The sequence below is a fragment of the Halalkalibaculum sp. DA384 genome (assembly GCF_043951955.1).
Taxonomy (GTDB): domain Bacteria; phylum Bacteroidota; class Rhodothermia; order Balneolales; family Balneolaceae; genus JAMQKA01.
The window spans coordinates 106,279-131,662 of record NZ_JBINJE010000012.1 but is presented as its reverse complement, the minus strand read 5'-3'; the positions used below and the strand labels follow the sequence as shown (position 1 = coordinate 131,662).

Here is a 25,384-nt window from a genome sequence, read left to right as displayed (position 1 = left end):
CTTCAGACGAAGAAATCAAGTCCGCAATGAATGGCAACTTGTGCCGCTGCGGTACCTACCTGAGAATTCGAAAAGCTATCAAAACAGCCGCAAACTCCTGACTTTGTGTAGCCGGTATTCTTCACGACAATTAATTTAAATTTCTTGTAGAGGGCTTTGCCAAAAAACCTCAATTTCTCGTTCTGAGGAAGTTGTACTCCCGTTAAAAGGTCACCAAGGTCGGTGGTACAACTACCTCCCAACAAAATAGCAGGTTCTGCAAGGGTCTCTTGGAAAAAGGGCTAAAGCTGACTCAGCGCGTAGGCGTAGGCTCCCAATGCGGTGGCCCTGCTGGTTCCGAGCCGGGTTACGCCTGCGGCCAGGCGTTTATCGGGCACGTAGGGGACTTCTTGATCAGAGTAGGGGACCGTCACATGCCTGCTTTTATACTTGTAGAACTCTTTGGCGGATTTCGGACTCTCCAGGTTGTATATACTCGAGACCAGGCGCGATATTTTCTTCCCGTTTTCATCTTCTATGCTCCCGTTCATATGGTCGATCGCTTTCGGCAGGAACAGCTCATGAGCCCCGCAGATGCCGCCGCCCAGCACAATAATGCTGTCAACAAGCGTGACGGCATTGGCCAGCGCCTCACCAAGTACCACCGCCATCTCCTCGAAAGCCTTGACGGCAGCCTCCTTGTCGCCCGGCTTTTCGCCCCTGGCGATCTGGTAGATTTCACGCACGGTCATCTTTTCGTCGGTCCCGGAGGAAGCACGCTTCTCGTACGATCGCTGTACCGCCCGGATGCTTACCCCCTCCTCGGCAAAAAGCGCGCTGTTTCGATAGTTTCGGCTAAGCCAAATCTCCCCTGCTGCAGAATTATCTCCAAGGCACAACTGGTTGTTCATAACTATGCCACCCCCAAAACCGGTACCGATGGTGACTCCGAAAAGATTTTTGTACTGCCTGGGGATCCCGTTTTCCCTGAGCCTGCTATTCACTTCCGGCAGCAGTCCCCCCATCGCTTCGCCATAGGTGAACAGGTTCCCGTCATTGTTGATAAACACGGGCAGGCCAAACTTCTCCTCCAGCATGGGGCCCAGAGCAACGCCTCCCCGGTAACCAGGCATGTTCGGCAGGTCTCCGATCACCCCGGAGGGATAGTCGGCAGGACCGGGAAATGCGAAACTGATCGCATCTGCCGAACGCCCGGTTTTGGATTCCACCTCCTGGAATCCCCGGACCATATTTTTCAGGGAACGATCCAGATTATCGCCGTTGGCCGGTAATGTCACCGGCTCCAAAATCTCTTTTCCCGCCTGGAGCGCTGAAAACACAAAATTTGTCCCGCCGGCATCTAACGTCATTACTGTTCGGGTATCACTAAAAATATCCATAAACCTGATCTCTTAATTTAAATTGAACCGTGCCCCAAACAACCTGGGCAGCACCGCAAGTTGCCGGCCGTTACCGGGCTTTCTTCCCGGACTTCATTGACAGTCCCGTCGGGCAACCTGTGAATCGGCTCCTCATAACACGGGAATATGAGAAAATGATCTAATTTTTCGAACTGTTTTCTGTAATTTACTTTAATTATTTAATTCAGCATCTATTTCCCCGTATCTTCAAGCGGTCTGCCGGGAACTTTCAGAACCATGTACCCCGTTTTGGCAACACTATTGGCAGGGGTATACCGGTCGGAAATCAACAGCGTTTCTACGATAATACCGGAATAGCCTGCCTGATTTAACACCAAGCGTTCAATTTCCCGGTAACAGCGACGTTGATATCACGAATATCTCTTGAACAAATCCGTTAAATTTTGAACCTTCTCCCCGTCAAAATATGACATGCCAGAGAGCATTTAATTATAAACCGTCAGCAACAACCATTTAATAGTAAAAGCACCTGCAATGAAATTAAACATATCATTTATCTCCCTTCTTATAGGACTGTTCCTAACCACCTCCGCAAGGGCACAACAAGAGAACCCAAATGTGCAGGAAGCGTTCCTGCCTTACCATACGGGTGAAAGCACCATCTACCGCAGTGCCAGCGGTGCCCCGGGCGAAGCATACTGGCAGAACAGTGCCGATTACAATCTCGATGTCATCCTTCATCCGGAAGATCACCGGGTAGAGTCGACGGTTGAGATCCAGTACACCAATAACAGTCCCGATGCGCTGGAGTCGCTCTGGATACAGCTGGATCAAAACCTGTTTGCGAAGGACTCTTGGGGAACCAGGCTCACCCCGCATACCGGCTCGCGCTTTGGAAACCGGGGGTTTGACGGGGGCGTCCAGATCAAAAACATCCGGGTAACCCACAACGGCGAGATCTACGAACCCAAACGGCACCTGGTGGACACCAACATGAAGCTGCACCTGAGAGAGGCCCTGGCAGCTGAAGGGGGACAGGTATCGATACAAATCGACTTTGAATTTCGTATCCCGGAGTACGGTTCTGACCGCATGGGGCGACTCAACACGCAAAACGGCTGGATCTATCAGCTGGCGCAGTGGTATCCGCGGATGGCCGTATATGATGACATGGAGGGCTGGAACATCCGCCCCTACCTGGGAGCCGGAGAGTTTTACATGGATTTCGGAACGTTTGACTACACCATTACGGCCCCTTCCGAATTTGTGGTAGTTGGCTCCGGGGACCTGCTAAACAAGGAGGAGGTGCTGACCAAAGAGCAGCAGGAACGCTGGCAAAAAGCCCAGCAAAGCGACGAACGGGTCTTTATTATCCGTGAGGATGAGGTGGGCACGGAAGCATCCCGACCCAACACAGGGGGCACGCTCACCTGGCATTACCGGATTGAAGATGCTCGGGATATCGCCTGGGCCGCCTCCAAAGCATTTATCTGGGACGCCGCTCGCATAAACCTGCCGGGGGAAGATCAGTCGCTGGCGATGTCGGTTTACCCGGTTGAAAGTGCGGGCGACTCCGCCTGGGGGCGCTCCACCGAGTATGTGAAAGGATCCGTTGAGTATTACTCCGAGAAATGGCTTGAATATCCCTATCCACTGGCTATAAATGTTGCCGGTACAGTAGGCGGCATGGAATACCCGAGTATCATGTTTTGCAGCTGGGAGGCCACCGGAAGTGCACTCTGGGGCGTCACCGACCACGAATTCGGGCATATTTGGTTCCCGATGATTGTGGGTTCCAACGAACGGGAATATGCCTGGATGGACGAAGGCCTCAATACCTTTATGAATGGCTACAGCACCATGAATTTCAACGATGGGGAATATGGCGGACATCGCATCAGCATTCGGGGCATTACCAACTGGATGAACAGCCCGGCCCATGAACCGATCATGACGCACCCCGACCAGATACAGGAGGGAAACCTCGGTTACGTAGCCTACTTTAAACCGGCCGTGGGGCTCCGTATACTTCGCGAGACCGTTATCGGTCCTGAACTTTTTGATGAGGCGTTTAAAGAGTATATCGACCGCTGGGCCTATAAACATCCCACTCATGACGATTTCTTCAATACCATGGAAGACGTAACGGGCCGCGAGCTGGACTGGTTCTGGAGAGGCTGGTTCGAAAAAACCTGGAATATGGATCAGGCGGTGGATTCTGTCAACTATGTGGACGGAGAAGCTTCAAACGGAGCGCTTATCAGCATCAGCAACAGGGACAAGCTGGTTATGCCGGTCATCATGCAGGTGACACTGGCCGATGGTTCCACGCAGCGGGTGGAGCTGCCGGTACATGTTTGGCACCGCGGCAATACGTGGACGGCAAAGCTGGATACCAAACAGGAGATCACCCGTGTGGAGATCGATCCCGACAGGGAACTGCCTGACATCGATCCGTCGAATAACCTATGGATCGGCGGGGAAGAATGATCCGGATTATTCGTAAGGGGGCTTTGAAAACCCCGGGGTTTTGTTCAAGGCTAAAGCCTGAGCGGATTCGAAACCGCAGTTTATATCTCATAAATGAGGAGTTCGAATCCGCGAAAATGCCGGAATTGAGCAAAACAACGGTTTTGCAAAGTCCTCTCGTAAGTAGAGTGGAGTAGATCATCAACCGCGTGTCAGTATTGTTTATCCCCCCAAACCTGTGTGGAAACAGGGTGGGGGATGCGGGACAGGTATGGATACGGGATCGCTTTTATTGAGTATGTAGGCATTGGCAAGCGACTAATTTCCAAAACCGCGTTCCCCTTTTTTACCGGTCGCTTTTGTATCGAGGCCAAACAGGTTTCCACCGGGCAAAGGCAGAGAGCCCAAACACCACCAACAGTTAATGAAATTGGTAATATTCAAAAAAATGTGCGTGATGAATTTGACCTGAGTTGGAAAGTGCAGTACCTTCCCGGAGTAGCCACCTGCAAGATCCACAAAAACAAACACTTGTGGTTAATAAAATGGGCAATAAAGAACAATATGATGCCCCACCTTTCGAGGAACATCAAGCGCTAAGGACTATACTGCAAGGAACGGCTGCTCACACAGGCAACGCTTTTTTCAGGAAGCTCGTCAAACACCTTGCGGAGGCGCTGCACACAGAAAGTGCCTGGATAACGGAGTATAAAGAAAAGGGACAAAAATTACGTGCCCTTGCCTTCTGGATGGGTGATCGGTTTATCGAGGGATATGAATATGATGTTCCGGGAACCCCCTGTGAAATCGTATTGGGAAAGAAAGAGATGCTGCATGTCCCAAAAAATGTTGTTAACCTTTTCCCGGACGATCCCGATTTACAGAAATACAACGCGATGAGCTACCTGGGAGCCCCCCTGCTCGACCTTGACGGTAACACCCTTGGGAACCTTGCAGTTATGGACACGCGAGAAATGCCGGAAAAGTATCGCGATGTTGCACTGTTCAAGATCTTTGCTGATCGCGGGGCTTCGGAGCTGCGCCGGATTAAGGCCGAGCAGCGCCTGAGAGAACGAGAAGGGCAGCTCAGCCGCCTTTTCGACAGTGCCATGGACGCCATTATTGAGATCACGTCCGACCTCACGGTTACCCAGGCCAACCGGGCGGCACTGGAACTGTTCGAGGATAAAAATAACGATACCATGCTGGGAGAATCCTTTGAGCGATACCTGCTGGCAGAATCCGGGCACAAACTGAGAAATCTGCTGAAGGGCCTTCGCGATCGACCCATGGGGCAGCGTTATCTCTGGATTCCCGGGGGACTAAAAGCTGTGGGGAAAAAAGGGAATTCATTCCAGTTTGAGGCTACCCTGTCCTGCTATGAACACAACAGAAATACCTATTTTAATCTGATTCTGAGAAACATCACAGATCGCATAAAAGCCGAGAAGAGAATTAATACCCTGTCGGCCGAGTCGGAATATTTGCGGGAGGAGCTCGATCTCATCCACAACTCTGACGAAATAATCGGGCGGAGTCCCTGCATGCTGAAAGTGTTCGACGAAATCGACCAGGTGGCCGGTACCAATGCAACGGTCCTTATCTCCGGGGAAACCGGCACCGGCAAAGAGCTTGTGGCCCGGGCGATCCACGCAAAGAGCACAAGAAGTGACAAACCGCTGATCAAGGTGAATTGTGCGACCATCCCGGAAACATTAATCGAAAGTGAATTTTTTGGTCACGAAGAAGGGGCCTTTACCGGTGCTACGGGACAGCGTAAAGGGCGCTTTGCCCTGGCCGACGGCGGGACGATATTTTTAGATGAGATCGGTGAACTGCCCAAGTCCCTGCAACCGAAACTGCTCCGGGTACTCCAGGAGGGCGAATTTGAACCGGTGGGCTCCTCCCAGACGCAAAAAGTGAATGTGCGGGTCATCGCCGCGACCAATCGCGATCTGAAAAAGATGATCCAGGAGGGTGGCTTTCGTGCCGATCTATACTATCGTCTCAATGTGTTTCCGATTACAATTCCTCCTCTCAGGGAGCGTGGCGATGATATCCTGTTACTGGCTGAAGCATTCACAGAGCGATTTTCAAAACAGTTCGGTCGCAGGATGAAACCGTTGACGCCGGGTGACAAAAATCACCTTCGGTCGTACGACTGGCCGGGCAATGTCCGCGAGCTGCAAAATATTATAGAACGGGCAGTGATAACCTCACCGGATGATACGCTTAACCTTCCCAGTGTACTTACCGGTGCTTTACGCACGGATCAATCGAATTCCTCTCATGCGGCCAACGGTCGGATACTCACGGCCGAAGAACTGCTGCAGGAAGAACGCCGGAACATGATCCGGGCGCTAAAAGCAACAGACTGGAAAGTAGCCGGCAAAGGTGGTGCCGCCGAGCTGATTGGCGTTCCCCCCTCCACGTTCAGCTCGCGGATGAAGGCGCTCAATATTAAACGGCCCTCCGACTAGTCCCAAATTTAAAATGTGTTTTGGATTAGGTTGCCAAAATAGTTAGTAAGAAAGCCAAATTTTTAGATCTGCCAAGCTATAACACAGAGAATATCGGAGCAGGCACAGAGTTTCACAGAGGGATTCTTCTTTGTGGTTCTCAGTGTATTCTCTGCGTAACTTTTTTATAGGGGGGCTTTGAAATACCCGTCGGATGGCTGTTTTTGCCGTCCCGACAGCAGTCGGGATCTGTGAGAGCGTTTAAACCGGTCCGACCGCAAATACAGCGGTTGGGCCGGGAGGTTTTGCAAAGGTCTCTAATAGTTTTTTCCAAAAGGGCGTTATTGGCAAAACTCCTATCCACCAGTTGAGATCCCCCTTTTTGTTCATCTTCAGGTAATATTTTTACGAAATTTAGTTACGACATTTCGTAAATAACGATATTTCACTATCCCCTACCCAACAGAATAAAACCCGTAACACACTGCTAGTCAACAGGTTATAAAAACCTTCCTTTTTTGGCACGATTCGTGAATAAATGATTATGCCTATATAAACCACAACTAAAAAAGGATAACTGTCATGGAAAAATGGAAACCTGATGAAACGTTTTACACCTCGCCGCAAATGGCGATGGAAGCACCGGATGAAGAAATAGCCTATGTCGCTATTTTCAATCCGGAGGGGGAAGGTGAAAAAGACGCTATTGGCGTCGTAGATGTTGATCCCAAATCTAAAACCTATGGTAAGCTCATTAGTAAAGTGGAGCTGCCCGAATCGGATAACGAACTGCACCATTTCGGATGGAATGCATGCAGCTCTCACCTCTGCGGGTACGCGCCACACGCTCACGCAGAACGTCGCTACCTGATTGTACCGGGCATCGCATCGTCGCGCATCCATATCATCGATACCAAGCCGGACCCGCGTAATCCCAAGCTGATCAAGACCATTGAAGCAGAAACCATCAGGGAGAAAGCCGGGTATTCCGCGCCCCACACTGTGCACTGCGGGCCTAATGGTATTTATATAAATGCGCTGGGCTCCGCAGAGGGTGACGGGCCGGGCGGCATCTTTATGCTCGATCATGAGACGTTCGAGGTCCTCGGACCGTGGGAGCGAAACCGGGGCGACCAATACCTCTCGTATGACTTTTGGTGGCACCTCGGATACGATACCATGCTTACCAGCGAGTGGGGCACGCCCAACATGGTATCCAGGGGAGTTGACCCCGAGCTGCTGCTGAACGGCAAATACGGGCACTCTCTCCACGTCTGGGATTTGCGCACCCATGATCATTTGCAAACGCTGGATCTTGGCGCTGAGCATCAGATGGTGCTGGAGCTCCGCCCGGCCCATAATCCCCAAAAAGCCTATGGATTTGCCGGGGTGGTGCTCTCGCTTGAAGACCTCTCCGCGTCGATCTTCCTGTGGTACCGCGAGGGGCACAACGGGAAAGCCGAGTGGAAGACGAAAAAGGTCATTACGATACCTGCCGAGCCCGCTGAGGCGGAAGATCTTCCGCCGCTGCTGCAGGGGTTTGGAGCCGTACCGCCACTGGTCACAGATATCAACCTGTCGCTCGACGACCGCTACCTCTACGTATCCTGCTGGGGTACGGGAGAGTTGCGCCAGTATGATGTCAGTGATCCTTTCAACCCGGAGTTTACGGACTCACTGCATATTGGCGGTATTGTCCGTCGCACTCCACATCCTGCGACTCCTGATGTGCCACGAAACGGCGCCCCGCAGATGGTGGAAATCAGCCGTGACGGCCGGCGTATTTATCTGACCAACTCGCTTTATTCCCCCTGGGATGCCCAGTTCTACCCCGATGGCATCAAGGGCTGGATGAGCAAAATCAATGCGAAGCCCAATAAGGGTGAAATGAAATTCGACGAGTCCTTCTTCCTGGAGTTTGAAGGAGTTCGGCCTCACCAGGTCCGGCTCCAGGGTGGAGACACCTCTTCGGATTCATTCTGTTATTCCAATAAAAACTAATCCCGACATCATGTTTGCTGAACTGATATTCACGTTTGTCATGCTCCTGCTGCTGGGGATCTTTCACGGGATCAACCCGGGCATGGGATGGCTGTTCGCCGTGAGTCTGGGGTTACAGGAACAACGCAGGGCGGCCGTATGGTCGGCCCTGCTTCCCCTGGCTCTTGGCCATGCGTTGGCCATCGGTGTAACACTGCTGCTGGTCGGTATTATAGGGCTGGTGATTCCTTTTGAAATCCTGAAGTGGATTGTCGCCGCCATACTGATCGTATTCGGTGTTTATAAGCTGATTCGCAATCGCCACCCCCGTTATGGGGGCATGCAGGTTAACTTTCGCCAGCTTACCACCTGGTCATTTTTGATGGCTTCTGCTCACGGTGCCGGCCTGATGGTCCTGCCGTTTCTTTTTGGCGGGATGGACGCTGAGCCCGGAATGTCATCATCCCACATGGATCATCAAACAGGGGCGATGGTGGACCATGCCAGTCATGCCAGCGTTTTGTCCAACCTGCCAACCGATCCGATGATTGGCATTCTTGTCATACTGGCCCACACGGTAGGATATCTGCTGATAATGGGACTTATAGCTGTTATCGTCTATGAAAAGTTGGGGCTCAGGCTCCTCAAATCGGCCTGGTTTAATATCGACCTGGTCTGGGCAGGTGCCTTGATTTTGAGTGGAGTGCTTGTTCCCCTGATTTAGCTGTTAGCCCGCATTTTTTCATATCAGTAACGTCAACCTCGGGAGGGCACAGTTTCTTATTTGCGAACTGGTTATCAGTTATTTGCTATCCCTACAACTGACTTATTGCCAGTGATTCAACAGGATTGTTTTAGTTCACACTGAAAGAACATCCAATGCCGGGAAAAAGGTTTCGTGACCTTTTGAGCCAAATGACTGATACCCAGCACTTTGTTTGTATCCCCACCAGGACTCGAACCTGGATTTAGGGCTTAGGAGGCCCTCGTTCTTTCCAGTTGAACTATGGGGATAAAACTCACACCGGAATTTATCAGCCTCAAACGATAAGCATCCCTGCCCCTTAAATTCAAGTCTAATTTTAAGCACTATCAATATTCTGTGAATTTTCTATATTTCCGTATGCCTCTTACCCTATAATTAACAACGTTTTAATGTCTTGATCATGTCTTTTTTAAACAGTCAATATATGTCACATACTGCTGTCTTGTTGACCTTTCTTGCTGTGTTGAGCTTTATATTTGCGGCATGTGGAAGCCGGGAAACAACTACCAGGGATGCAACCCAGAAAACTCCAGGTGACGTAGAGGTGGTGGACTCAACTGTCACCGATCTAATCGATCCGCAAGCCACGCTGCAGGAGCTGGGCAGCGGGTACGAATGGTCCGAAGGACCCGTGTGGGTGGAAGAGCATGGGTTCCTTCTTTTTTCCGACATCCCCAACAACGTCATCCACAAGTGGACGCCCGGCCAGGGTGTCACGGAGTACCTGAAGCCGGCCGGCTATACTGGTGAAACGGAACGCGGCGGCGAGCTTGGATCCAATGGACTTTATATCAGCAACGACGAGCACCTGCTGCTGGCACAGCACGGCGACCGCCGCATCGCCCGTATGGATGCTCCGCTGCAGGACCCCGCACCGATATTTACCACGCTGGCCGACAGCTACAACGGAAAAAGGCTAAATAGCCCCAACGACCTGGTGCAGCACAGCAACGGCGACATCTACTTTACCGATCCGCCATACGGGCTGGAGCAGCGGATGGAAGATCCCGCCAAAGAGCTTGATTTCCAGGGCGTATACCGGGTTACCCCTGAGGGAGACATCACCCTGCTGACCGATGAATTGAGTCGACCCAACGGCATTGAACTTTCTCCGGATGAAAAGACGCTGTATGTGGCTAACTCAAGCATGGAGAACCCCGTATGGATGGCCTTTGATGTAACGGACGAAGGCACTATCACCAACGGCCGCGTGTTCCATGATGCCAGTGCATTTGCCGGCAAGGAGCCGGGCAGCCAGGACGGCATGGATATCGATGAAGATGGGAACATCTACGCCACGGGCCCGGGCGGAGTATGGATTTTTGCCCCGGACGGGAGTCTGCTCGGCAAAATAAAGACCAACAAGCCCACCGCCAATTGCACCATCGGCGGACCTGATGGCAAGACACTCTTCATAACGGCGGATGACCAGCTGCTGAGCATCCCGCTTCGGTAGATTGGTTACTGGTGTCTTTGTTTCTCAGTTTGAAAGGTAAAATCCCAGAAAGCTGAGCAAGTCGCTGGAAATTCAATCTTCCGCAGGGTCTCGATTGAGGGTTAACTACAAAAAACTCATACGCCAATTGCCAAATCAAATACCTGCTGTTCATCCCATACTGCTCGCGGCCAGAGATCATGCCTGTTTTCCCCGGCATAAAAAAACCGGGGCAAATGGTTCTGTGCCGGCTAATACCCTTTTTAAGAGGACTTTGAAAAACCAGGAGTTTTGTTCAAAATCAACCCCTGAGCGAATTCGAAATCCAATTCCTGTTCTATAAATGAGGATTTCGAATCACGAAGATGCAGAAATTGGGCAAAACAGCGGTTTTGCAAATGCCTCTGGTATATACCCGCGCTATGAAGGTGGGTGCAGTCTTGACCCTAATGCAGTAGCAGCAGCTGTAAATGCAGATTTTTTGGATATGCAGAGCACCTGGACATAAAGCCCGCCGGTACACTCCGACAGGCTTTATTACTTATTTCCGTTTTGTTGGAAGGTGGTTGTATCACCGACCGTATTGCCCTTTAAAAGGGAGTGCAATTTCCTCAGATCGAAGAAATGATAGTTTTACAAGCCCCCATATAGTGAGAAAGCTAAATCTCCCGCTACTGAATAATGGTTATTCATTCTCGAGAATAATCTTTAGAGCTTTTTCTTCGGCCGCGTTGCCGAAGGTGTCATATGCCTCCATGATATCGTCGAGTTTAAAGTGGTGGGTGATAAGTTGTTCAGGTTCGAGCTTCCCAGAATCAAGAGTTTTCATCAACATCGGGATGGTGTAGGTATCAACCAGTCCGGTAGTCATGGTGATGTTATGAACCCACAGCTTTTCCAGTTTCAGATCTACACTTTGGCCGTGAACACCTACGTTGGCAATATGACCGCCTGCTTTTACGATTTCCTGACAGATGTCAAAAGTTGCCGGAATACCCACTGCTTCAATCGAAACGTCAACGCCTTTGCCATCGGTTAACTCCATGATCTTGTCAATGGCGGTGCCATCGCTGCTGTTAACTGTTTTCGTGGCCCCAAATTCTTTGGAAGCCTCCAGTCGGTTATCATCCAGATCTACCATAATAATTTCCGCCGGGGAATAGAATTGAGCCGTCAGCAGGGCGGCCAGTCCAATGGGACCTGCTCCCACAATGGCAACCACATCGCCAGGTTTGACCTTGCCGTTGAGTACACCAACCTCAAAACCGGTCGGTAAAATATCACTTAACATCACCAGTGCTTCCTCGTCAGCTCCTTCCGGGATATGGTACAGGCTGGTATCAGCATAGGGGATACGTACGTATTCGGCCTGCGTACCGTCGATAGTATTACCGAGAATCCATCCCCCATTTTCGCAGTGTGAATACATCTGCTTTTTACAATTATCGCACTTGCCGCAGGCAGTTATACAGCTTATCAGAACGGGATCTCCTTTTTCAAAGTTGGAGACGCCTTTGCCAACCTCTTCAATGATGCCTACACCCTCATGACCAAGTGTACGTCCGTCAGTGACGGTAGGCACGTCTCCCTTCATAATGTGGAGATCGGTTCCGCAGATTGTTGTTTTTGTTATTTTGACGACCGCGTCAGTCGTATCTTGAATTTTTGGCTTTGGTTTTTCTTCGTATGCCCGATCGCCGGGACCGTGATAGACAAGTGCCTTCATAACAGACCTCTCATGTATTTTAGTTGGAACACATCTGCACAATGTATTTGCGGGATGTTGTTATTGCTTATACAGTGAGAAAGGATGCAATTTCTGTACCACAAATAGCCTCTTGAATTAACGCCGTTTGCAGCCGATAAACGATATATTTGGGAAAGAAATCCAGCTGTGTCGAATACCTGTTGCAACGGTGCAATAGCAGGGATGGATGAGATTCGCAGAAATGCAAAAGGATCTATAAGAGGGCTTTGCAAAACATTTGAATTCTCGTTCTGAGGGAGTTGTACTCCGTTTAAAAGGGCAATACGGTCGGTGGTACAACCACCTCCCAACAACATAGCAGGTTCTGCAAAGGGCCCTATGAATAAAAAAGGGTCCAGTTGACCGACCCCAGGCCGTGTGCGTGTACGTTGCACTTGTCCTGCCCGAAAAATGGAATTGCGGTAGTGCAGCTTCTACAGGGAGTAGCTTGTTACAAAACAGACATTTTCAGTTTTGCTTTGAATGGTAACTGGAGTATGTTTGATACTCCTTTTTACCTCAATTTTTTAAGCTATTTTCAGTCATCTGTACACTGGAAGTACCGGGTACTCATCCGGCGGGTGATGCGATGATGGTCGTCATTGTTAAAACACCACACAGCAACACTTATATTCAGTAAATCTTAGAATTACATGGTTTTAGCGGTAGAACTTCCCTTTTTGAATGAACTGGTGGCCCTGTTTTTGGTGAGTGTGGGTATTGCCTACCTGTGTTACCGGCTAAAGCTGGTTCCCATTGTGGGCTTCCTGATTGCCGGTGTCATCATTGGTCCCAACGCCCTGGCGCTGGTCCCCGACCAGGAACTTGTGGATATCCTGGCGGAAATCGGCGTCATCCTGTTGCTGTTTACGATCGGTATCGAATTTAGTCTGGAAAAGCTGAATCGAATCCGAAAAGCGATATTGGTGGGCGGCGGCTTCCAGGTAACGTTAACCACCCTGGCGGTGGTGGGACTGCTTTCCGCCTTTGGCGTTTCATTGAGCAGCAGTATCTATACGGGGTTTCTCGTGGCGCTCAGCAGTACCGCTATTGTGCTGGGCCTGTTCAGCCAGCGCAATGAAACGGATACACCCACCGGACAGTTGTCGCTGGCGGTGCTCATCTTCCAGGACTTGGCTATCATTGTCATGGTGCTGCTGATTCCCATCCTGGCGGGGCAATCCGAATCCACGCTCGATCTGCTGTTGATACTCGGCAAGGCGGTGCTGCTAATTGTTCTGGTTATCGTGCTGGCCCGCCGTATCGTCCCCTGGATCCTGGAAAAAGTGGCCAAGACAAGAAAAAGAGAGCTTTTTCTGCTGACAGTGGTAGCGATCTGTTTTGGTACCGTGGCACTGAGCAGTATGGCGAATGTCAGTCTGGCGCTTGGAGCTTTTATGGCGGGGTTGGTCGTGAGTGAAAGCGAGTTCAGCGAGCAGGCATTAAGCGAAATTTTGCCACTGCGCACAATATTTAACGCCGTATTTTTTGTCTCTGTAGGCATGCTGCTGGATTTCAGCTACGTGTTGGAATATCCGTTGATATTGCTGGGAGTCGCCCTGTTTGTCATTTTGCTTAAGCTGGTAATCACTTCAGCCGGACTGCTTACCCTGGGCTATCCCATTCGCATTGCGGCGGCTTCGGGACTGGCTCTCGCACAAATCGGAGAGTTTTCGTTTGTACTGGAGCGAGCTGGGCGGCTGGCCGGTCTGACCCCCGCCGGGATGGGGGAGCCGGGGTCACAGATTTTTATCGCCGTTTCAGTTCTGCTGATGATCGTCACTCCTTTTCTGCTGAATGCGGGACCGGCACTGGGTACAACGCTTGCTCGCACCCCTCTGAAAAAGTTGAGCCAGGAATCGGACGGTTTGCAAGCGGATCAGAAAAAAGCACTGGAAGACCACGTGATTATCGTAGGATACGGTCCGGCCGGCCGCCACCTGGTACAGGTACTGCACAAAACGGGGATCCCCTATGTGGTTATTGAGATGAACCCGGAGTCGGTAAAGGAGATGAAGGCCAACAACATTCCCGCTATTTACGGGGATGCCGGTCGCGAGCATATTCTGGAACTGGCAGGTATCGCAACCGCCAAGCTGTGTGTTATCGCCACCAACGCCCCCTCTGCCAGTCCCCGCATCATAAGTTTGGCGCGGCACAACAATCCCACCCTGCAGATTATCGTTCGAACCCGGTACCTCAATGAGGTCGATCGGCTTGAAGAGCTGGGGGCCGACAATGTTATACCTGAGGAAATGGAAACCACCGTGCGGATATTTTCACACGTACTCGGCGCCTACATGATACCGCAGGACGAGATTGAAGAGCACATTCAGACGCTCAGAGCCCACGATTATGAAATTCTGAGGGGAAGTGTCCAGGAGGCACATCTGATGGTGTTGCAGGGCCTGGATGAAGAGGGTCTGCATACCCGTGCGGTGGTGGTTCGTGAGGGCGCGCCAGTGGCAGGGAAAACGCTGCAGGAATTACACCTGCGCAACAGGTACAACCTGACCGTGCTGACGGTCCGCCGGAATGATAAAACATTTGGAAATCCCGCCGGCGACTTCCGGCTGGAACCGGGCGACCGCCTGATTATGGTGGGGCTGGCCAGCCGTTTTGCCGAATGCGCGGACCTGTTCCGCACACCGTTGGAATCCTGACTTTTTAACTTTTCGGGAAGCTTCTTTATAACATCGATATCAAAAACTGGAAATACCATGAATAGCAAAGAGCAGCAGGAGATGAAACAGGTTATCCTCGAAAAAATTGAGGAAACCGAAGAGGAAATAAAACAGCTGAAAGAGCTTACCAAGCCTGTCAAGCCGGATAACGCCTATGGCCGGCTTTCCCGGATGGATGCGATCAACAACAAGTCTATCAATGATGCGGCGTTAAGAGAGCAGAAAAGTAGGTTGCAAAAGCTTGAGCGGGCCCTCGATAAGCTGGAGGAAGGGAACTACGGGAACTGCGTAAAATGCGGGGACCCTATTCCCCTGGGGCGCCTCAAGTTTATGCCCTGGACTGCAAAATGTGTGAATTGCGCATAGCGTATGAACTGGCCCAATTATTGATGAAAATGGTATATAATCCGGGGAGTGCCCCTCTTTCAAAAAATGCTTTTGACCCGGTGCCGGAGAGTTTGCGTTTCTGGAGCGGATCTATCCTACATGTTCATCAGTAAATGTACTACATCGCCCCACGATGTAATAGAATATACTGTATATACGCGGATTACCGTTATTGAAGGTAGACAGAAAGGCGTTGCAAAACCATCCATGCCACTCCCTGCTATCAGGTGGCGGGAACTGTTTTCCCATCAGCAGTGGAAAGATGGTTTGGCAAAGGCTTTAAATAAACCATTAACTCAAGCGAAAAGGTGACTGTTATGGGTCTTACATGGAAAAAGCCGGAAGCTGAGTTGCGAAACTACTATATACTGTTTATTGAGATCGGTATAGTGGTGGTCCTGATTATCTTTTTGACCGCGACAAAACTACACATCCGACCCCAGGCTAAAGAACTTGATTTGACAATGGAGCAGGAGGTAATACAGATGGAGGAAGTCATTCAGACCAAGCAGGAGCAGCGGCCTCCCCCTCCACCACGCCCTCCGGTACCGGTGACGGTTCCCAATGATGCCGTTATCGAGGATCAGATAATCGATATTGACGCCGAGCTTACATTCGAGGAAGAGCTGGAACTGCCGCCGCCTCCAAAAGAGGAGAGCAGGGAAGAGGAGGAAGAGGATTTTTTTGTGGTAGTCGAACAGATGCCACAGCTCAAAGGGGGATTGGCCAAACTGCAGCAGTGTGTTAAATATCCCGAATTGGCCCGCAGGGCCGGCATTGAAGGCCGGGTTATTGTGCAGTTTGTGGTCAATGAGCAGGGAAAAGTTGAAAATCCCCAGGTTGTTCGGGGCATCGGCGGTGGTGCTGATGAAGAGGCCCTGCGTTGCGTACGACTGGCCGAATTTGAACCCGGGCGCCAACGCGGTATTCCGGTGCGCGTACAATACAGCCTGCCGGTCGTTTTCAGGCTCCAAAACTGAGGGAACGACCGCCTCTATTATTATCATTTGTCATCAGCAGGGTGATGAAGGTGGAACATAGCTGCAGCCTCGCAAAGATCTTTGGCATAATCATAATAATACCGCCGTGCGGGAAGGCGGCCCCGGAATCCCGGACTCATCAGCCGGCCTATCTGCGCGCGTTGAAAATGCCTGTTAAATCTATTATTTAAACAACAGGAGAATTTTTCAGGCTTATTTTCCGTTAAATATTTGAATATGAACTTAAGAATATCTGGTTATGGCTGAGAAAAAAGAAAAATTTGAGAAAATGATTGAGAACCCGACCTCATACCAGTTAAAAGCATATTATGATGCAAAAGAGAAGGCGTGTCTGGATGCCATGAAATCGTCTAAATCAAAAAATCCACATAACAAAGGATCTCAACTGGCTGATTTTTGGGATTATGTTTATGAGCAGTTTTATGAGATACAGTAATAAAAATTGGTTTATGCAATTAAATTTAACGTAGTGCCATAGGTAGCAATTGCCCTGGAGCACAACATACGTTATTACCATTGGTTGCAGGATGTACACATCCTGCAATTTTTTTATGTAATATTTTTAAAAGATTAATTTTCTTTGAAAGAATGCATTGTTCAGTTTTATAACAGTATATTTTATATACAGAAACTTATATTACTTTTTATAAGTTGTATTGACGACTACAGAAGCTACCATTTGTAAAAGGGAATAATATATATACTTGACATGGATATTAAATTTGTAGAAAGAGAAAAGATTAAAACATCCAAAAAAAGATCCTCTAAATTTAAGCCCCTGTTGGAAGCGCTTGACCAGCTGGAGGTGGGGGGAGATGCCATCGAAGTGGATTATGAGGATGATAAGAATGTCAACTCTATGCGTACGGCGGTATACCAGTACAACCAGGAGAAAGGCGTTAAAATCAAAAGTGGCAAAGATTCGAAAAACAAAAAAATCTATTTTTACCGTGAAAAATAATTTTTGCCGTATTTAGTAGATCTTAACAATCCATCTGCTTACGAATCGCCAGGCGGAATTAGGGATTAAGGATTAGGAATTTCGAAAGGGGGGCCGGGATGGAGAGCGCCGGACTTCGATCTTCCTGAATTCCTCTTCTCCAACCGGAACTTTATGGATGCTCATCCCATCCATTAGGAGCTGATTCTTACCTCATCAAGATTCTCCCTGTAGAAGGAGGACAGGAAGATTGACCTTCTGTTTCTTCTAACGCTTACATTATTCACGTATGCAGCTTCTTGTTGAGACTTTTTAGTCAGCCTCACGGAATAGCCCGTTCGTATGTAAAACTAAGGTTATCAGCCTTCCCGGCCTTGAACGGGGCGGGTGTCCATTCCCGCCTAGATCTTTTATGTTTCTTTTGGATCAAGTCAAAATAGGCTACTTTTCCGTTGAGACTTCCTAATCACCGTTCGCTGTTCTTCTTTTGACCATTTCAAAAAATGGACACCCGGTCATGTTTTGGTAAAGCCTTCCTGCTGTATAATGTTGAAATAGAGTGTAGTATATACAAAAAAGGCGCGTGAAATTAGCAGCCTGACAAAGAAATGGGCGACTACGTTATTACGTTATAATATTGTACTTTAGTTTAGGTCATATCCCTCAATTTAATTATATACCGGCATTAACATTGGAATATTCGATACAGTCTGAGTTGAATCAGCTACAATGCAGAGACAGAAAGCTGGATCTTACCTCACCCGCAGTTATGGGCATATTGAATATTACGCCCGATTCTTTTTCCGACGGGGGAGAATACAATGAACTGGACAGCGCCATGGGCCATGTCGGGTTGATGGTGGGCCAGGGAGCCGACATTATTGATGTCGGGGGAGAGTCGACCCGCCCCGGCTCTGATCCGGTAACCGAAGACGAGGAGCTGCGCCGGGTAATTCCCGTGCTGGAACGAGCAATTCCCGAATTCCCGGAAACTATTTTTTCCATTGACACTACAAAGTACAGGGTGGCTCAGAAGGCGCTTGACTGTGGAGTCCATATCGTAAATGATATCAGTGGCCTGCAACGGGAGCCCCGGCTGGCCGACCTTTGCGCTGAACGGGGCGCTGGATACATCCTGATGCACTCGAAAGGAAACCCGAAAACGATGCAGGACAATCCCCGGTACAATGATGTCGTTGACGAGGTGCATACCTTTTTTGAACGGCAGGCGGCCCTGGCAAAAGGAAAGGGAGTTCAGAATATAATACTGGATCCGGGCATAGGATTTGGCAAGTCCCTGGAACACAATTTGACCCTCCTGTCAAATCTGGATGCATTCGGCGATCTGGGCTACCCCCTGCTGGTGGGAGCCTCCCGAAAGTCGATGCTGGGAGAAATACTCGACGGGCGCGAGGTCGACGGGCGGCTGGCCGGCACCGTGGCGGTGCATTACCACGCCATGATGAAGGGCGCCAAAATCATACGCGTGCATGACGTCCGACAAGCAACAGATTCCGTAATGGTGTATAATGCACTGGCGAAGACGTAGTCTATGCTGAGCTGTTTCCTGCTTAACCGGTCGCGGCCGTACTTCTTACATAATGGAATTATCTGATAACCTTTAACCGATTACAACGTGATTCCCGTAGGATTTCTCGAATTTGGCTTTAAAGACCTGTTCGAGGTACTCATTATCGCTTTTATCCTGTTCTACCTCTACCGGTGGATACGGGGATCGTTTGCAATCCAGGCGGCGGTGGGACTCGTCTTTATTATCCTGATTAATGCGCTTGTCAGTGCCCTCGGCCTGACCACGATCAACTTTATCCTTCGCAGTATACTGGATGTGGGGGTCCTGGCGGTGTTTATCATCTTCCAGCCGGAGATCCGCAAGCTGCTCTACAGCCTGGGGCAGAATACCAACCTCGATCGTTTCTTTATCCGCTCCAACTCAGATACCGTGATTGACGAGGTGATTGAAGCGGTGCGAAATATGTCGCATACCAAAACGGGAGCGCTCATTGTTTTTGCCCGTACCTCCACCCTGCAAGACCTGGTCGACGTGGGAGTAAAGCTGGATGCCCGCGTAAACAGCGAGTTGCTGGAGTCGATCTTTAACAAAACCAGTCCCCTGCACGACGGCGCCATCGTTATCCGCAACAACCGGATCGTCGCCGCCAGCTGTTACCTGCCGATCTCCCAAAATCCCAACTTATCCTCGGTCTTTGGCACCCGTCACCGGGCCGCTGTGGGGATCACCGAAACAAACAACGTGTTTGTGGTGGTGGTATCGGAAGAAACCGGAAGAATATCCGTGGCCCGAAACGGATCGCTGACCAGTGGACTCACGATACAGAAGCTCCGGGCGGAAATGCAGCAGACGCTCGGGGAGCAAAAGATGGATGAAAGCGAAATGAGTTTCTCTTCCACAAAGTCTGAGCTCAACCTGAATTAATCCACGTTCTTTCGCAAGAGAACCTTGAAATCGGGGATTCCATTTTTCTTTTCATAAAAATCCGGTTTGGAAAAGAACAGGATAAACATTTGCTGCCTGCTGTCGCATAAATGTTGTTTAAGAATCAGAATGCAAATCAAATAGTGCTACATATGAAAATGCTCAGGAACTACAGTTCAATACTACTTGGGATTCTGTTTTTCAGTTTGGCAGGTACGACGGCGGCTCAAAAGACCGACACGTATAACCTGGACGAAACGTATGAGATATCGGAGAACGGGACGATTGAATTGCACAGTAACGATGCGGGGCTCGTTGACATTCGCGGTTCCGACCGCAACCAGGTGCGCTTGATCGTCACCTATCGCCTGGAAGTGGATGGACTCAGCATCGGTAAGCAGGATAAATTTGACATGGAGGTTGCAGAGCGAAATGGGGATCTTATCATTAGAGAAACAGCGGATGAGCAGGGATTGAACCTGAACCTGGGCTCTGTCACTAAAAAATATACGATAACAATACTTGCGCCCCGGGATGCAAACCTGGATCTCTATGGGGATGACGATACCTACGAAATTACTGATATGGATGGAAGTATTCGTATCGATTCAGATGACGGCGAAATGTACTTGCGCAACTGCCGGGGTGGTGAGTTTCACTTTGATTATGACGATGGAGAACTCGTGATGGACAGCGGTTCCGGGCGACTGGTGCTGAATGTTGATGATGGGGAGGCGGATGTTCGCAACGGCCGGTTCGATGAAGTTGACATAACGAGTGCCGACGGAGATATCAATTTATCAACTTCGCTGGCCGAGGGTGGAAATTATAATGTCGGTTCCGATGATGGCGATATCGACCTGACAATCCTGGATGGAGGCGGCGAATTTCGCGTGGAACACGATGATATCAGGATCTCGGCCGGTCCCGACTTTGAACAAGTTGAAAGGAATGAAAATTTTACACGTTATCGATTGCCTGGTGGCAGTGCCCGGGTCCGGATAGAAACCGATAACGGTGGTGTGCGTTTTTTCACCCGGTAGCATGATATTCAAGTCTAAAAAACGGTCTGTCCAATTTTTTTGAACAATTTGCGTATGTTCAGACTTGCCGGAATTGATCCAGGAGGATGTTCGCTGCTTTGAATGGGCTTATTTCTCCATTCAACACGTTCTGTTCAACCCGTTCGAGCATTTGTTTTACCCTGGAATCACTATAAAATTCATCTGAGAGCCGGTTTTGGATCGTCTCGTACATCCAGTTGCGCGACTGCCGGTTCCGCTTGTCCCGGAAAAACCCGTTTTCTTTGGTTTGGGATATATACTCCTCAATCATTTCCCAAATTTCCTCAATCCCTTTGCCGGTGGTCGCAGAGCAGGTCGTGACCTGGGGCCCCCAGCCTGATTCCGGCTCGGGATACAGGTGCAGTGCATTCTTGTATTCGCGCACCGCCTGTTTTACCTGGATTGGATCACTGCTGTCAATCTTGTTAATGGCAATGGCATCAGCCATCTCCATGATGCCGCGCTTGATGCCCTGCAGTTCATCGCCGGCGCCGGCCAGCATCAGCAGCAGGAAAAAATCGACCATGGAATGCACGGCCGTTTCGGACTGTCCCACCCCTACTGTTTCGATAAAGATGGTATCGTAGCCGGCGGCCTCACAGAGGTAGATCGTTTCACGCGTTTTGCGCGCCACTCCGCCCAGCGATCCGGCGGTCGGGGATGGACGAATGTAAGCATGTTCATTATTGGCCAGCGTTTCCATCCTGGTTTTATCACCCAGGATGCTGCCCTTGGTCTTAGTGCTGCTGGGATCGATCGCCAGCACGGCCAGCTTTCGCTGCTTCTTATCAATAATATGATTGCCCAACATTTCAATAAAAGTGCTTTTCCCCACGCCCGGTACGCCTGTGATACCTACTCTGATGGAATTACCGGTATGTGGCAGACACTCTTCAATGATCTCTTCGGCCTGCTCGCGGTGTTTCGATCGGGAGCTCTCAATCAGTGTAATGGCCCGGCTGAGGATAGTACGGTTGCCTTCCCGAATGCCTTCCACGTAATCATCAACTGTCAGCTTTTTTCTGCGATTTTTCAGGCGTTCCAGTCCCCTGGGATTGATGGAGTCGGAGAGACCATCTTGTTCTCGGGATGCTGATTCGGTTTTATTTTTTGAGTCAGACAATAGGGTGTTTGCTTGGATTTTAGTTCAGCATAATATTTAACCGGAAAGGACTCGAAGAATATGTTTGGTTAGGTATTCTTATTGATCCAGTATTCCAATGAATCCATAACTTCATCCATATTTTCTTTGATTTCCATGTCTTCAAATCTAAGAAAATGGACTCCCAGCTTTTCTATTTCTTTTTGACGATTCAGATCCGAAACACTGACTTCGGGATGCAAGTGCGTTACTCCATCCACTTCGATCGCCAGTTTTAATTCATGGCAATAAAAATCAACAATATAGTCAAGAATAGGTACTTGTCGATGTAATTGAACACCCAGGGCTCGTTTCCTGATTTTCTGCCAAAGCAATACCTCACAGAACGTCATATTCCTCCTTAACTTTCTTGCCAGCGGCTTTAGTTTAGGGTTATATGGCAGAATTTCGTTTCGAGCCATATTCTATATTTTTGCAACTTGAAAATCCCTCCTTGAGGAGGGTGCACAGATTCCGCGGGTTTTCGGAATTTGAGCGGGAGGTGTCCTTTATTAAGTGGGAGTTTTCACACCCCTCAGATAGATTTGAGGAACAGCTAAAATCTATCATCTCCCCTCGAGGAGTTCTACATTCCCAGTTGGAAATAATTTGCTCTAAAAGAAATTGCGACCTATGGTTTCTTTGAAACTTACAAAGTTGTTCTATCGACAAAATGTTATCATATTGAAGAACAATGATACATAAATAAATGTTATCAAAACAATTGTGGCAATGGAAACAGACAACAAAAAACTTGAGCTGATTCGCTGGCTAACAGAGGTTGAGGATGATGCTATTCTTGAGCAAATAGAATTTATAAAACGAAGCGACCGGGAAAATTGGAATGCTCTTGCAAAGGAAGAGCAAGAGGCTATCCAAGAGGGACTTGCAGAACTTGAGCGAGGTGAAGGAATTGAGCATGATGCCGTAATCAATGAGTTGAGAAAGAAGTACTCAGCCGAATGAGTTACTCGATCAGATGGTCACCGCGTGCAGTCGATGACATCTCTATTCAACTGGATTACATTGAGCAGGAATGGAACAGAACCGTTGTAAATAAATTCCTAAACCGTATTGAAGATGTTTTGGAGACCATTGCTGATAACCTTAAGCTTTTTCCTCAAATTCAAAAAAAGAAAGCAATTCGCCGGTGTGTTATAAATTCACATCTTGTACTTTACTACCGCCTTTCCGGAACACAAATTGAGCTAATCACATTCTGGAATACAAGTAAAAATCCAGAAAATTTACCTATAGATTAAACTCTGTGTAACTTTGTGCCTTCTCTGCGCAACTCTGTGGTACAACCCCAACAGCACAATATCTAATCCTACTCCTCCCGGCTCTCAATCAGCACCTTCAAAATCTGCTGGCCGGCCAGCGAAATGACGGTGCCGGGACCAAAGATGGCAATCACGCCCTTGTCGTAGAGAAACTCATAATCCTGCTTGGGAATGACACCGCCGACAATCACCATAATGTCATCGCGACCAAGTTCCTCCAGCTCCTCGATCACCTGCGGTACCAGTGTTTTGTGTCCTCCTGCCAGGCTGGAAACACCTAAAATATGTACATCATTTTCCACCGCCTGCTGAGCGGCCTCCTCCGGTGTCTGGAACAGCGGACCGATATCCACATCGAAGCCGAGATCAGCGAAGCTGGTTGAGATCACCTTGGCGCCGCGGTCGTGCCCGTCCTGGCCCATCTTGGCCACCATAATGCGCGGGCGGCGGCCCTCCAGCTCCGCAAAATCATCTGCCAGCCGCTGGGCTTTTTTAAAATTTTGATCTTTGTCTATTTCTGAAGAATACACGCCTGATATCGATCTTACGGTTGCCTTGTAACGTCCGAACACCTTCTCCATAGCATCGGAGATTTCCCCGAGGGTCGCCCGTTTGCGGGCGGCTTCCACGGCGGTCTCCAGCAGGTTGCCATTGCCGGATTCCGCCACGTCAGTCAGCGCATCAAGTGCTGATTGCACCTCGGCCTCGTTGCGTTCGTCGCGCAGTTTTTCGAGGCGGCGGAGCTGGTTGTTGCGGACTTTCGTGTTATCCACCTCAAGAATGTCAATCGGTGATTCTTTGTCAACCCGGTACTTGTTGACGCCCACGATGGTGTCCTTGCCGGAATCGATGCGCGCCTGCTTCTTGGCGGCGGCTTCTTCAATCCGCATCTTCGGCAGACCCGTTTCAATAGCCTTGGCCATGCCACCCAGCTCCTCCACCTCCTGGATCAGCTCCCACGCACGGCGGGCGATGCGGTCGGTGAGATACTCAACATAATAGGAGCCCGCCCACGGGTCCACGGCGTGCGTGATGCCGGTCTCTTCCTGCAGGTAGATCTGTGTGTTGCGGGCGATACGCGCCGAAAAGTCGGAGGGCAGTGCGATCGCCTCATCCAGCGCATTGGTGTGCAGCGATTGTGTGTGCCCCAGCGCCGCGGCCATCGCCTCAATAGTGGTACGCGTCACGTTGTTGAACGGGTCCTGCTCGGTCAGGCTCCAGCCGGAAGTCTGGCTGTGTGTGCGCAGCGACATCGATTTGGGATTTTGAGGATTAAATTGCTTCACCAATTTTGCCCAGAGCATACGCCCGGCGCGCATCTTCGCGATCTCCATAAAATGATTCATCCCGATGGCCCAGAAGAAGGAAATCCGCGGGGCAAACTCGTCGATATCAAGCCCGGCGTCCAGCCCGGTGCGCAGGTATTCGAGCCCGTCGGCCATCGTGTAGGCCAGCTCAATATCACAGGTAGCACCCGCCTCCTGCATGTGGTAGCCGCTGACGGAGATGGAGTTAAACTTCGGCATATACCTGGAGGTATATTCAAAAATATCGCCGATAATCCGCATGGAGGGCTTGGGCGGGTAGATGTAGGTATTGCGCACCATGAACTCCTTGAGGATGTCGTTCTGGATGGTGCCTGCCAGCTGCTCTTTGGCCACGTCCTGCTCCTCGGCCGTCACGATGTAAAACGCCATGATCGGGATCACCGCCCCGTTCATCGTCATGGAAACCGACATCTCATCCAGCGGAATCTGGTCGAACAGGATCTTCATATCCAGGATAGAATCGATCGCCACGCCGGCTTTGCCCACATCGCCGGTCACGCGCGGGTGATCGGAATCGTAGCCGCGGTGGGTGGCCAGGTCGAATGCCACGGAGAGCCCTTTCTGCCCCTGGGCCAGCGCTTTTCGGTAAAAGGCGTTGGATTCCTCCGCAGTCGAAAAACCCGCGTATTGGCGAATGGTCCACGGCCGGAGCGCATACATGGTGGAATACGGTCCGCGGAGATAGGGCGGAACGCCGGCCGCGTAGTCAAGATGTTCAACGCCTTCGAGGTCTTCTTCCGAATAAAATGGTTTGACCGGGATTTGCTCCGGCGTTTCCCACTTTTCTGCCGTCTTGTCCGGCGGACTTTGGCCGTTTCCGGGAAAGGTCGATTCGTAAGTGATGTCGGCAAAGTCAGGTCTCATAGGAATTAAAAATTAGGAAT

At 50.0% G+C, this 25,384-nt stretch carries 22 protein-coding genes and 1 tRNA gene; 16 read left to right on the top strand and 7 right to left on the bottom strand.

What is annotated here, in order from left to right:
* Positions 1–101, top strand: a 101-nt coding sequence (locus ACG2E4_RS09190) for a 2Fe-2S iron-sulfur cluster-binding protein (RefSeq protein ID WP_395261408.1), incomplete at its 5' end; no start/stop codon positions are given.
* 180 nt (positions 102–281) lie between these two features.
* Here ACG2E4_RS09190 and ACG2E4_RS09185 read toward each other — a convergent pair.
* Both ACG2E4_RS09185 and ACG2E4_RS09180 read right to left on the bottom strand, forming a co-directional pair.
* Positions 282–1,379, bottom strand: coding sequence for an ROK family protein (locus ACG2E4_RS09185; RefSeq protein ID WP_395261407.1), 1,098 nt, complete (start codon positions 1,377–1,379; stop codon positions 282–284).
* Between the two features lie 212 nt (positions 1,380–1,591).
* Complete coding sequence (locus ACG2E4_RS09180) at positions 1,592–1,735, bottom strand: hypothetical protein (RefSeq protein WP_395276347.1); 144 nt, start codon at positions 1,733–1,735, stop codon at positions 1,592–1,594.
* Positions 1,736–1,895: 160 nt separating this feature from the next.
* On the opposite strand from ACG2E4_RS09180, the gene ACG2E4_RS09175 reads away from it, so the two are divergent.
* The 4 genes from ACG2E4_RS09175 (at position 1,896) to ACG2E4_RS09160 (ending at position 8,993) form a co-directional block, all read left to right on the top strand.
* Entirely contained in the window at positions 1,896–3,851 is a 1,956-nt protein-coding gene (locus ACG2E4_RS09175; protein WP_395261406.1) for a M1 family metallopeptidase, read from the top strand.
* Positions 3,852–4,375: 524 nt separating this feature from the next.
* Positions 4,376–6,310: a sigma 54-interacting transcriptional regulator gene (locus ACG2E4_RS09170; RefSeq protein WP_395261404.1), complete on the top strand. Its 1,935-nt coding sequence runs from the start codon at positions 4,376–4,378 to the stop codon at positions 6,308–6,310.
* A 561-nt stretch (positions 6,311–6,871) separates the two neighbouring features.
* A complete protein-coding gene (locus tag ACG2E4_RS09165; protein WP_395276346.1) occupies positions 6,872–8,290 on the top strand; it encodes a selenium-binding family protein in 1,419 nt (472 codons plus the stop codon).
* Between the two features lie 10 nt (positions 8,291–8,300).
* Positions 8,301–8,993 (top strand): hypothetical protein, encoded by a 693-nt coding sequence (locus ACG2E4_RS09160; protein WP_395261402.1) that lies wholly within the window; start codon positions 8,301–8,303, stop codon positions 8,991–8,993.
* A gap of 217 nt (positions 8,994–9,210) precedes the next feature.
* Here ACG2E4_RS09160 and ACG2E4_RS09155 read toward each other — a convergent pair.
* Positions 9,211–9,283: transfer RNA gene (locus ACG2E4_RS09155), tRNA-Arg, on the bottom strand.
* A gap of 176 nt (positions 9,284–9,459) precedes the next feature.
* On the opposite strand from ACG2E4_RS09155, the gene ACG2E4_RS09150 reads away from it, so the two are divergent.
* Entirely contained in the window at positions 9,460–10,491 is a 1,032-nt protein-coding gene (locus tag ACG2E4_RS09150; RefSeq protein ID WP_395261374.1) for an SMP-30/gluconolactonase/LRE family protein, read from the top strand.
* Positions 10,492–11,155: 664 nt separating this feature from the next.
* Here ACG2E4_RS09150 and ACG2E4_RS09145 read toward each other — a convergent pair.
* Positions 11,156–12,196 (bottom strand): zinc-dependent alcohol dehydrogenase family protein, encoded by a 1,041-nt coding sequence (locus ACG2E4_RS09145; protein ID WP_395261373.1) that lies wholly within the window; start codon positions 12,194–12,196, stop codon positions 11,156–11,158.
* A 674-nt stretch (positions 12,197–12,870) separates the two neighbouring features.
* Here ACG2E4_RS09145 and ACG2E4_RS09140 point away from each other — a divergent pair.
* The 8 genes from ACG2E4_RS09140 to ACG2E4_RS09105 all read left to right on the top strand — a co-directional run bounded on the left by ACG2E4_RS09140 (position 12,871) and on the right by ACG2E4_RS09105 (position 20,727).
* A complete protein-coding gene (locus tag ACG2E4_RS09140) occupies positions 12,871–14,880 on the top strand; it encodes a cation:proton antiporter (RefSeq protein WP_395276345.1) in 2,010 nt (669 codons plus the stop codon).
* A gap of 57 nt (positions 14,881–14,937) precedes the next feature.
* Entirely contained in the window at positions 14,938–15,267 is a 330-nt protein-coding gene (locus ACG2E4_RS09135) for a TraR/DksA family transcriptional regulator (RefSeq protein ID WP_395261371.1), read from the top strand.
* A gap of 338 nt (positions 15,268–15,605) precedes the next feature.
* Positions 15,606–16,268 (top strand): energy transducer TonB, encoded by a 663-nt coding sequence (locus ACG2E4_RS09130; protein ID WP_395261370.1) that lies wholly within the window; start codon positions 15,606–15,608, stop codon positions 16,266–16,268.
* Positions 16,269–16,527: 259 nt separating this feature from the next.
* Complete coding sequence (locus ACG2E4_RS09125; protein ID WP_395261369.1) at positions 16,528–16,725, top strand: hypothetical protein; 198 nt, start codon at positions 16,528–16,530, stop codon at positions 16,723–16,725.
* Between the two features lie 273 nt (positions 16,726–16,998).
* Positions 16,999–17,250 carry a hypothetical protein gene (locus ACG2E4_RS09120; RefSeq protein ID WP_395261368.1) on the top strand — a complete coding sequence of 84 codons (252 nt, stop codon included), beginning with the start codon at positions 16,999–17,001 and terminating at the stop codon, positions 17,248–17,250.
* Between the two features lie 748 nt (positions 17,251–17,998).
* Positions 17,999–18,778: a dihydropteroate synthase gene (gene folP / locus ACG2E4_RS09115; protein WP_395261367.1), complete on the top strand. Its 780-nt coding sequence runs from the start codon at positions 17,999–18,001 to the stop codon at positions 18,776–18,778.
* An 87-nt stretch (positions 18,779–18,865) separates the two neighbouring features.
* On the top strand, positions 18,866–19,684 hold the full coding sequence (cdaA, locus tag ACG2E4_RS09110) for a diadenylate cyclase CdaA (RefSeq protein WP_395261366.1): 819 nt from the start codon (positions 18,866–18,868) through the stop codon (positions 19,682–19,684).
* A gap of 152 nt (positions 19,685–19,836) precedes the next feature.
* A complete protein-coding gene (locus ACG2E4_RS09105; protein ID WP_395261365.1) occupies positions 19,837–20,727 on the top strand; it encodes a DUF4097 family beta strand repeat-containing protein in 891 nt (296 codons plus the stop codon).
* A gap of 58 nt (positions 20,728–20,785) precedes the next feature.
* On the opposite strand, the gene meaB is transcribed toward ACG2E4_RS09105, so the two are convergent.
* Positions 20,786–21,871, bottom strand: coding sequence for a methylmalonyl Co-A mutase-associated GTPase MeaB (gene meaB, locus ACG2E4_RS09100; RefSeq protein ID WP_395276344.1), 1,086 nt, complete (start codon positions 21,869–21,871; stop codon positions 20,786–20,788).
* Positions 21,872–21,939: 68 nt separating this feature from the next.
* A complete protein-coding gene (locus ACG2E4_RS09095) occupies positions 21,940–22,311 on the bottom strand; it encodes an endonuclease domain-containing protein (RefSeq protein WP_395276343.1) in 372 nt (123 codons plus the stop codon).
* A gap of 310 nt (positions 22,312–22,621) precedes the next feature.
* Between ACG2E4_RS09095 and ACG2E4_RS09090 the strand changes: the two genes are divergently transcribed.
* Entirely contained in the window at positions 22,622–22,855 is a 234-nt protein-coding gene (locus tag ACG2E4_RS09090; RefSeq protein ID WP_395276342.1) for a hypothetical protein, read from the top strand.
* Positions 22,852–23,151 carry a type II toxin-antitoxin system RelE/ParE family toxin gene (locus ACG2E4_RS09085; protein WP_395276341.1) on the top strand — a complete coding sequence of 100 codons (300 nt, stop codon included), beginning with the start codon at positions 22,852–22,854 and terminating at the stop codon, positions 23,149–23,151. The genes ACG2E4_RS09090 and ACG2E4_RS09085 overlap by 4 nt, the downstream gene beginning before the upstream one ends.
* 68 nt (positions 23,152–23,219) lie before the next feature.
* Here ACG2E4_RS09085 and scpA read toward each other — a convergent pair whose 3' ends face one another.
* Positions 23,220–25,364, bottom strand: a complete 2,145-nt coding sequence (gene scpA, locus ACG2E4_RS09080) for a methylmalonyl-CoA mutase (RefSeq protein WP_395276340.1) — start codon at positions 25,362–25,364, stop codon at positions 23,220–23,222.
* Positions 25,365–25,384: the final 20 nt, after the last annotated feature.

Coding starts and splice junctions, on each gene's coding strand:
- ACG2E4_RS09105 (WP_395261365.1), top strand. CDS start 19,837: ATGAAAATGCTCAGGAACTACAGTTCAATACTACTTGGGATTCTGTTT.
- ACG2E4_RS09120 (WP_395261368.1), top strand. CDS start 16,999: ATGGATATTAAATTTGTAGAAAGAGAAAAGATTAAAACATCCAAAAAA.
- ACG2E4_RS09175 (WP_395261406.1), top strand. CDS start 1,896: ATGAAATTAAACATATCATTTATCTCCCTTCTTATAGGACTGTTCCTA.
- ACG2E4_RS09130 (WP_395261370.1), top strand. CDS start 15,606: ATGGGTCTTACATGGAAAAAGCCGGAAGCTGAGTTGCGAAACTACTAT.
- ACG2E4_RS09085 (WP_395276341.1), top strand. CDS start 22,852: ATGAGTTACTCGATCAGATGGTCACCGCGTGCAGTCGATGACATCTCT.
- ACG2E4_RS09090 (WP_395276342.1), top strand. CDS start 22,622: ATGGAAACAGACAACAAAAAACTTGAGCTGATTCGCTGGCTAACAGAG.
- ACG2E4_RS09185 (WP_395261407.1), bottom strand. CDS start 1,379: ATGGATATTTTTAGTGATACCCGAACAGTAATGACGTTAGATGCCGGC.
- ACG2E4_RS09170 (WP_395261404.1), top strand. CDS start 4,376: ATGGGCAATAAAGAACAATATGATGCCCCACCTTTCGAGGAACATCAA.
- ACG2E4_RS09165 (WP_395276346.1), top strand. CDS start 6,872: ATGGAAAAATGGAAACCTGATGAAACGTTTTACACCTCGCCGCAAATG.
- folP (WP_395261367.1), top strand. CDS start 17,999: ATGGGCATATTGAATATTACGCCCGATTCTTTTTCCGACGGGGGAGAA.
- ACG2E4_RS09145 (WP_395261373.1), bottom strand. CDS start 12,196: ATGAAGGCACTTGTCTATCACGGTCCCGGCGATCGGGCATACGAAGAA.
- ACG2E4_RS09140 (WP_395276345.1), top strand. CDS start 12,871: ATGGTTTTAGCGGTAGAACTTCCCTTTTTGAATGAACTGGTGGCCCTG.
- ACG2E4_RS09150 (WP_395261374.1), top strand. CDS start 9,460: ATGTCACATACTGCTGTCTTGTTGACCTTTCTTGCTGTGTTGAGCTTT.
- ACG2E4_RS09095 (WP_395276343.1), bottom strand. CDS start 22,311: ATGGCTCGAAACGAAATTCTGCCATATAACCCTAAACTAAAGCCGCTG.
- ACG2E4_RS09125 (WP_395261369.1), top strand. CDS start 16,528: ATGGCTGAGAAAAAAGAAAAATTTGAGAAAATGATTGAGAACCCGACC.
- ACG2E4_RS09160 (WP_395261402.1), top strand. CDS start 8,301: ATGTTTGCTGAACTGATATTCACGTTTGTCATGCTCCTGCTGCTGGGG.
- scpA (WP_395276340.1), bottom strand. CDS start 25,364: ATGAGACCTGACTTTGCCGACATCACTTACGAATCGACCTTTCCCGGA.
- ACG2E4_RS09135 (WP_395261371.1), top strand. CDS start 14,938: ATGAATAGCAAAGAGCAGCAGGAGATGAAACAGGTTATCCTCGAAAAA.